Origin of the sequence: Pseudoalteromonas sp. T1lg122, from assembly GCF_002964825.1 — a bacterium.
Lineage (GTDB): Bacteria > Pseudomonadota > Gammaproteobacteria > Enterobacterales > Alteromonadaceae > Pseudoalteromonas > Pseudoalteromonas gelatinilytica.
Genome location: NZ_PQCG01000027.1, coordinates 1 through 381, shown reverse-complemented (window position 1 = coordinate 381; position 381 = coordinate 1). Strand labels below are relative to the sequence as shown.

The window sequence follows — 381 nt, the reverse complement described above, 5'->3', positions numbered from 1 at the left end:
ATTGTTTGGGTCTGTAGCTCAGTTGGTTAGAGCGCACCCCTGATAAGGGTGAGGTCGGTAGTTCAAATCTACTCAGACCCACCACTTCTTCTGAAGTGGCAAATTAAGCAATAAGTACCAGCATATGTGGGGCTATAGCTCAGCTGGGAGAGCGCCTGCCTTGCACGCAGGAGGTCAGCAGTTCGATCCTGCTTAGCTCCACCACTTTTACTCCTTAAAAATAAACATTCTTAATCAGGTAATAAACTGCTTGAGAATAGAGTGTGTTTAATTTTGAGAAGTTTATTCTCTTGCTCTTTAAAAATTTGGAAAGCTGATATTAAAATTCTTATAGATAACATTGTTATTTATAAAGAGTTTTCAAAAGTAAAAATATGCCAG

At 38.8% G+C, this 381-nt stretch carries 2 tRNA genes; both read left to right on the top strand.

Annotated features, from left to right (window positions below):
- The first annotated feature begins 7 nt into the window (after positions 1–7).
- A tRNA-Ile gene (locus C2M33_RS10790) sits at positions 8–84 on the top strand.
- Positions 85–128: 44 nt separating this feature from the next.
- Positions 129–204, top strand: a tRNA-Ala gene (locus C2M33_RS10785).
- Positions 205–381 lie beyond the last annotated feature (177 nt).